Origin of the sequence: Cohnella xylanilytica (assembly GCF_014212175.1) — a bacterium.
Classification (GTDB): Bacteria; Bacillota; Bacilli; order Paenibacillales; family Paenibacillaceae; genus Cohnella; species Cohnella xylanilytica.
Genome location: NZ_JACJVR010000017.1, coordinates 1 through 6883 on the forward strand (window position 1 = coordinate 1; position 6883 = coordinate 6883).

Here is a 6883-nt window from a genome sequence, read left to right on the forward strand (position 1 = left end):
TGCTCTTAGCATACAAGGAGGGGAGAGCCATGAGCAGCAGAACCGCCGCGGTCTCGCCGGCTCAAGCCTTGGGAGGTCGCTCGGTCCGGACGTCGAGGACGCTGTGGAACGCCGCGTTCTATATTGTCGCTATCGCGATCTCGGCCTTCATGTTCCTGCCGTTCTTCTGGAGCCTAGTGACGTCGCTCAAGCCGAACGACGAGATCTTCTCGATGCCGATCCGGTGGCTGCCCTCGCGCCTGACGCTGGAGCATTACCGGAGCGCGTTCACGACGGTGCCGTTCGGTCTCTACTTCTGGAACTCCCTCGTGCTGGCCGTCGCCGGCGTCGCCTGCAATCTGTTCTTCGGCTCGCTCAGCGGCTACGCGTTCGCGAAGCTGCCGTTCCGGCTGAACAAGCCGCTGTTCCGGGTGCTGCTCGCGGCGATGATGATTCCGGGCATCGTGACGATGATTCCGAGCTTCTACGTGCTGAAGCACTTCCCGTTCGCCGGAGGCAACGACTGGTACGGCGCGGGCGGCAACGGGCTGCTGAACTCGTTCTGGGGCATCATCCTGCCGGGCGCTTCGGGCTCGTTCGCCGTGTTTTTCATGCGGCAATTTTTCCTGACGCTGCCTTCCGACATGATGGAGATGGCTCGGATCGAGGGCTGCCGGGAATTCCGGATTTTCTGGAACATTTACTTGCCGCTGACGAAGCCCGCACTCGCCACGCTCGGCATCTTCACCTTCCAGGCCGGCTGGAACAGCTTCCTGTGGCCGATGATCGTGCTCAACGACCCGAACAAGGCGACGGTCCAGATGGGGCTGCAGGCTTTCTCCTTCAACCATCAGACCGACTTCGGGCCGATGATGGCCGGGGCGCTGATCGCGGTGCTGCCGATTCTCGTCCTGTTCCTGCTGCTGCAGAAGTACTTCGTGCAGGGAATCGCGTTCAGCGGAATCAAGGGTTGACGGAAGAACGGGAAGGTTGGGCGGCCGTTATAAAAAGATACGATTAAAAGGAGAGAGAAGCCGTGCGGTGGAACGAGAGGGCGGAGGAAGCCCAGCAAGCGTTGGAGAGAGCGATGTGGAATCCGTCCATTCGGATGTACGACATCGAGACGCCCTGTCCGAACGGGGAGTGCAACACGATTTTCCACTATTGGTGGATGGCCCACGCGGCCGACGGCCTGGTCGACGGCTGGCTGCGGACGAACGGAGCTCCGCTCTACGGGGAGAGGCTGTCCGAGCTGCACGAAGGCATTCGCGAGAAGAACGGCGGAGCCTACCCCAATCTGCTCTACGACGACATGGAATGGATGGCGATCGCCTGGCTGCGGGCGTTCGAAGCGACCGGGGAGGCGAAGTACGGGGAGACGGCGCGCCTTCTGTGGGAGGACATCAAGACCGGATGGAACGACGCCATGGGAGGCGGCATCGCCTGGCACAAGGAGCAGCTCGGGTACAAGAACGCTCCGGCCAACGGTCCGGCGGCGATTGCGGCGGCCCGGCTGTCCCGGTCGCCGCTCGGTGGAGCGGAAGAGCTGGAATGGGCGGAGAAAATCTATCGGTGGATGCGCTCCGTTCTCGTGGATCCGGACAGCGGCTTCGTCTGGGACGGCATCAACCGCCAGGGCGACGGCCGGATCGACAAGGATTGGCGGTTCACCTATTGCCAAGGCGTGTTCATCGGAGCGGGCGTCGAGCTGTACCGGGCGACGGGGAACCGCGACTACCTGGCGGATGCGTCCCGCACCGCGTCGGCCGCCTACGCCGAATGGGGCGAGAGCGGCCTCCCGGACGAAGGCGACGGGGACGGCGGGCTGTTCAAGGGCATCTTCGTCCGGTATTTGACGGAGCTGGCGATTCTCGAGGAGGCGGAGACCGGCCGCTCGGACCGCGCCGACTGGCTTCGCCGCGTCGCCGAGGAGCTGTGGGAGCGGGGCCGGGATTCCCGGCGCGGGCTGTTCGGCACGAGCTGGTCGGCGGCTCCGGGCGAGAGAGTGACGCTCAGCGCGCAGCTCAGCGGCGTGTTCCTGCTGGAGAGCCTGGCGAAGCTGGAGAGAAGGGTCGTTCAAGCGGGGGAAGGGATTCGATAGAGGGAGATCAAGGATCGGCATTCCGACGGGGTGCCGATTTTTTTCTACGCAGTGACGCTCTAACGAACCCCAGCGATCTTATTCGGGTCCGCCCGGGGCAAAAACGGACATCCGGAACGAAATAGCGTCTCCTCGATTCGTTAGCCGCCTCCCCCAATCGATACGGGAACCAGGCAAGACATAATGCCCGCCGGGCGTAAACTCTAACGGATTCAGAACGGCCCCGCGATCTTAATCCTAGCCGTCTGCGGGCTGACTCCGATACCGATTCTGTCACAAAAGAATGTATAGGCGAATGACCGGATTGACAAAGGACCCTCCGACGCATAAAATTTGATTAATCGATCAGAAAACTGATTAAATGATCTAAAAAATGCGAGGACGGTGAACGAATGGCCGTAGAGAAAAGGTATACACGGCGGCTCGCTCCGGCGTTGGGATTGCTGCTGCTGTCTCCCTGGGTGGGGGAATTCCTGCTCGGCAGCAGCCCGATTCAGAACCTGCTCGCCGCGGTGGCGCTGCTTGTTCCTCTGTACGGCGGAGGAGCCCTGCTCATTCGGGAGATCGCGCGGCGTACCGGGCGGGGCTGGCCGACTATTCTGCTGCTGGGGGCCGCTTACGGGGTTATCGAGGCGGGGCTGCTCGACCAGTCGCTCTTCAACCCGGATTTCCTGGGTCCGGAGATTGCGGACGATACGCGAATTCCCCTGCTCGGCATCAGCGCGAGCAATGCTATCTCCTACGTCGCGGGGCACGCGATATGGAGCATCGCCTTGCCGATCGCCGTGGCGGAGATGCTGACGCCTTCCGGAAGCCGAAGGCCATGGTTAGGCCGGACGGGGCTGATCGCGGCCGCCGCTTTGTATCTGGCCGGCTGCGCCATCGTTTTTTCGTTCATTTACGCGGACACCCGGTTCATCGCATCGCCTGCCCAGCGGATTGGCGCGGCCGCAACGGCGATCGTCCTGATCGCGGCGGCGTTCGCGGCCGGCGGGAAGCGAGGACGCGCCCGGCCTATCGCGAGGGGCAAGGCCTGGAATCCTTGGCTTCTCGGCATCGGATCGTTCGTCGTCGCGAGTATGTTCGCGGCGCACCCCGAGAATTGGGCGGGCGTCGCGCTCGGCGTCGTCTTGCTCGCTTCGGCATGGGCGCTCGTCCGATATGGGGCCGCCCGGGGAGGGTGGAACGACCGGCACCGGTTCTCCCTAATCGCGGGAGCGCTGCTGACCTGCGCTTGGCTCGGGTTTGCGGTGACGCTGCTCGTGCGGCCGACGGATACGGTCGCCTGGTTCGGCAACGGCCTGTTCGCGCTTATGGCGGTCGGCCTGCTGCTATGGATCGCCCATACGCTGAGAAGAACGGTCAAGAAGGATTCAACGATCGCGAACGGAGGGATCTCCCATGAAGCTTGAGAAGAGAGAAATGGATAAGCCGGAGAGAATCGGAATGACGCTCTTAAGCGCCCTGCTGGGCGGAGGGGCGCTCGCTTTCGTCTGGATCGGGTTCGATTCGCTGATCGGGGGTGCTCCTTTTCCATGGCTGGGATGGGTTCGCTTCGGCTTCGTCTCGCTGGCCGGCCTCCTCTGCTTCGCGGCCGCGGTGCTATATCTTCTCGGCAGGAGGTCGGGAAAAGACGTCTTGAAGGGAGGCCTCTCCCTCATTCCGGCGATGCTCGCGGTCAACCTCATCGTTCTCGCGGTCCGGAACGTCCTGAAGCTGTTCCGAGGCGACGCCTTCGAATGGATCGAGCGGCTGTTCTCCCACCCGGCGAAGCTGATCGGCCCGGCGGCCGTCTTGATTGTTCTCGTTATCCTTGGTTTACTTAAGGAAGGAGAATCCAAAACCGACAGCCATTGAGGAGTTCCCATGAAGGAAGACAAGCGCCCGGAAGGCAAAGCGTCGTTTATTACCGAGGCGAGGCGCGAGCAGATCCGGGAAGCCGCCATCCGCACGTTGGACGAGATCGGCTACGTGAACGCCAGCCTCGCCCAGATCGCCAAGAGAGCGGGGATCAGCACGGCGCTGATCTCCTATCATTTCGCGGACAAATACGACCTGATGAACCATCTGCTGACCCACCTCGTCGAGAGGTCGGCAGCCTATATTCTGGAGAGGGTCGAACGGGAGAAGTCTTCCACGGATCAGCTGAACGCCTACATCGTCGCGAGCTTGGATTACCAAGCGGCCCATCCCGCGCGCAACGCGGCCTTGGTCGAGATCGTATTCAACGCCAGAACGCCGGACGGCGTCCCGTATTACAAGCTGGGCGACGACGAGGACGAGGATCCCGTTCAGCGGGAGCTTAGGCGGATCTTGACCGAAGGACAGCGCGCGGGAGAGTTCGGCGCGTTCCGCGTCGACGTCGTCGCCACGATGATCCAGGGCGCGATCGGAGAATACATGCTGATTCCGGAAGCCGGGAAGAAGACGGATCCGCAGACGTACCGGGACGAGCTCGTCCGCATGATTCATCGGATCGTAAAAGGATAGCTTCTTGATCGCGAGCCGCGTCGGAGGACGCGGTTTTTCGCGTTCGCGCTTTTTTTCTCCCCCGATGGATTCGATTATCGAACGCATAACACTTCGCGCCTATGCAGCGACGCGCGCCGAGACGGCGCAGAGGATCTATCGCTTGTACCAGCTTATGAACGACCGATAATAACGAGGGGCCGAGCCCCGGGTCTTGGAGGACCCGGGGGCTCGGCCCCCGTTTCTTATTCTTGCGGTCGAACGATTAATAGCGGAGCCGGTAGTCCACGACGTTCCGGTCCGGACGCCCCGTCTCCAGGTAGGCTCTCAGATTGGCGATGAACAGCTCGGCGAGCCTCTCCTTGTAGCTGTCCGTGTTGCCGCCGATGTGAGGGGTGAGGATGACGTTATCCTCGTTCCACAGCGGATGGTCCTCCGGCAGCGGCTCGGGATCGACGACGTCGAGGCCCGCGCCCGCGAGGCGGCCGCTTCGCAGCGCCTCCAGCAGCGCGTCCGTGTCGACGGAGGCGCCGCGGCCGATGTTGACGAACAGGGCGCCCGGCTTCATCTTCGCGAACCGGTCCGCGTCGAACAGCCGGCGCGTCTCCGGCGTGTCCGGCAGAATGTTCACGACGACGTCGCTCTCGGCGAGGACGCCGTCCAGCCCCTCGAACGATTCCATTCGGTCGATATGCTCCGCCGCCTTCCCGGACCGGCGGACGCCCAGCGTGCGCATGCCGAACGCCCGGGCGAGGCGGGCGACCTCGGAGCCGATCTGCCCGGCGCCGACGACGCCCATCGTCCTGCCTCTCAGTTCCCCGTACGTCTCGGCCCGTTCCCAGCGCCGCTCGGTCTGGTTCCGCACGGCCAGATGCAGGTTGCGCGTGAACGCGAGCAGCATCGCGAACGCCGTCTCGGCCATCGGCACCGGGTGTACGCCGCTCGCCGTCGTCACCGTGACGCCGAGCCGCTCCAGCTCCGCCAGCGGCAGGTTGTCGACGCCGGCCGAACCGGTCTGCACCCAGCGAAGCGGCGATTCGGCCGCGCCCTCCAGCGCGGAGGCGACGACGGGGTGCCAGCCGCAGACGATCTCGGCCGAACGCAGGACGTCCGCGCCGATCTCCTTCGGCTTGGCGAAGACGACGTTCCAGCCCGGAGCGGCCTCCCGGATGGCGGCTTCCTGCTCCGGCGCGAATCCGAACAAAGCAACGATCGTGCGCATCTCGATATCCCTCCTCATGATGCCCGTACTTTTCTATTGTAGCGTCTGCGGGGGATTTTCCCAAGCGGAGCCGTCCGGCAAGCGCGGCGAAGCGGAGATCGCGCGCCGGCGGCTTCTCCTTGGAAGACGCGCACGTCCGATAACGAGTATAATGGAACGGAAGCGGATGCGGCCGCCGCGTGGAGCGACGCCGAGGGACCGGCGATGAGGGGACCGGCGACGAGGGACCGGCGTAAAGACGAGCCCTCGAGATGTCGCGACGAACGGCTGCGATCGGAAGTAGATATAGAAGAGAGCGATCTCTTGAGCATAGAGAGGATGGATCGACGATGAATGGGATGCCGATGCCGGTGGATGCCGCGCTGCCGGCGCTGAAGGAGGCGCTCACGGAGCGGAAGCAGGCCGTGCTCGTGGCGGCGCCCGGCGCCGGGAAGACGACGCGGGTGCCGCTCGCGCTGCTCGACGAGCCGTGGCTGGCCGGCCGCAAGATCGTCATGCTGGAGCCGCGGCGGCTGGCCGCGCGCAACGCCGCGAAGTTCATGGCCCGGACGCTCGGCGAGTCCGTCGGGGAGACGGTCGGGTACCGCGTGCGGATGGACACGAAGGTCGGCCCGCGGACGCGCGTCGAGGTCGTGACCGAAGGCGTGCTGACGAGGATGCTGCAGGCGGACCCGTCGCTCGAGGAGGCGGGGCTCGTCATCTTCGACGAGTACCACGAGCGCAGCCTGCAAGCCGACCTCGGGCTCGCGCTGTGCCTGCAGGCGCGGGAGCTGTTCCGCGAGGATCTGCGCCTCGCGGTCATGTCGGCGACGCTCGAGGCGGAGCCCGTGGCGGAGCTGCTCGGGGGAGCGCCGGTCGTCGCGAGCGAGGGCCGGATGTATCCCGTCGAGACGCGGTACGCGGCGCGGCGGGAGACGGGCTTGGAGGCGGAAGCGGCGGTCGCGCGGACGGTGCTGGAGGCGCTCGCCGAGCACGGCGAGGGCGACGCGCTCGTGTTCTTGCCCGGCGCGGCGGAGATTCGCCGCGTCGAGGCGCGATTGCGGGCGGCGCTGGCGGGCCGCCCGGTGGACGTGGCGCCGCTGCACGGCAGCATGCCGCAGGAGGCGCAGGAC

Annotated in this window: 7 protein-coding genes; 6 read left to right on the top strand and 1 reads right to left on the bottom strand. The window is 64.7% G+C overall.

Annotated elements, in window-relative coordinates; all coding sequences use genetic code 11:
* The first annotated feature begins 29 nt into the window (after nt 1-29).
* From H7B90_RS05100 to H7B90_RS05120, 5 genes are all read left to right on the top strand, one after another.
* Nucleotides 30-953 (top strand): carbohydrate ABC transporter permease, encoded by a 924-nt coding sequence (locus tag H7B90_RS05100; RefSeq protein ID WP_185134779.1) that lies wholly within the window; start codon nt 30-32, stop codon nt 951-953.
* 62 nt (nt 954-1015) lie between these two features.
* Nucleotides 1016-2080, top strand: coding sequence for a glycoside hydrolase family 76 protein (locus H7B90_RS05105; RefSeq protein WP_246578395.1), 1065 nt, complete (start codon nt 1016-1018; stop codon nt 2078-2080).
* Between the two features lie 392 nt (nt 2081-2472).
* Entirely contained in the window at nt 2473-3492 is a 1020-nt protein-coding gene (locus H7B90_RS05110) for an AF_0692 family protein (RefSeq protein WP_185134780.1), read from the top strand.
* Complete coding sequence (locus H7B90_RS05115; RefSeq protein ID WP_185134781.1) at nt 3482-3937, top strand: hypothetical protein; 456 nt, start codon at nt 3482-3484, stop codon at nt 3935-3937. The genes H7B90_RS05110 and H7B90_RS05115 overlap by 11 nt, the downstream gene beginning before the upstream one ends.
* Nucleotides 3938-3946: 9 nt before the next feature.
* Nucleotides 3947-4570: a TetR/AcrR family transcriptional regulator gene (locus H7B90_RS05120; protein WP_185134782.1), complete on the top strand. Its 624-nt coding sequence runs from the start codon at nt 3947-3949 to the stop codon at nt 4568-4570.
* 244 nt (nt 4571-4814) lie between these two features.
* Here the strand turns inward: H7B90_RS05120 and H7B90_RS05125 are convergent, their stop codons facing one another.
* Nucleotides 4815-5771, bottom strand: a complete 957-nt coding sequence (locus H7B90_RS05125; protein WP_185134783.1) for a D-2-hydroxyacid dehydrogenase — start codon at nt 5769-5771, stop codon at nt 4815-4817.
* 338 nt (nt 5772-6109) lie between these two features.
* On the opposite strand from H7B90_RS05125, the gene H7B90_RS05130 reads away from it, so the two are divergent.
* Nucleotides 6110-6883: DEAD/DEAH box helicase (locus tag H7B90_RS05130; protein WP_185134785.1), on the top strand; the 774-nt coding region annotated here is incomplete at its 3' end.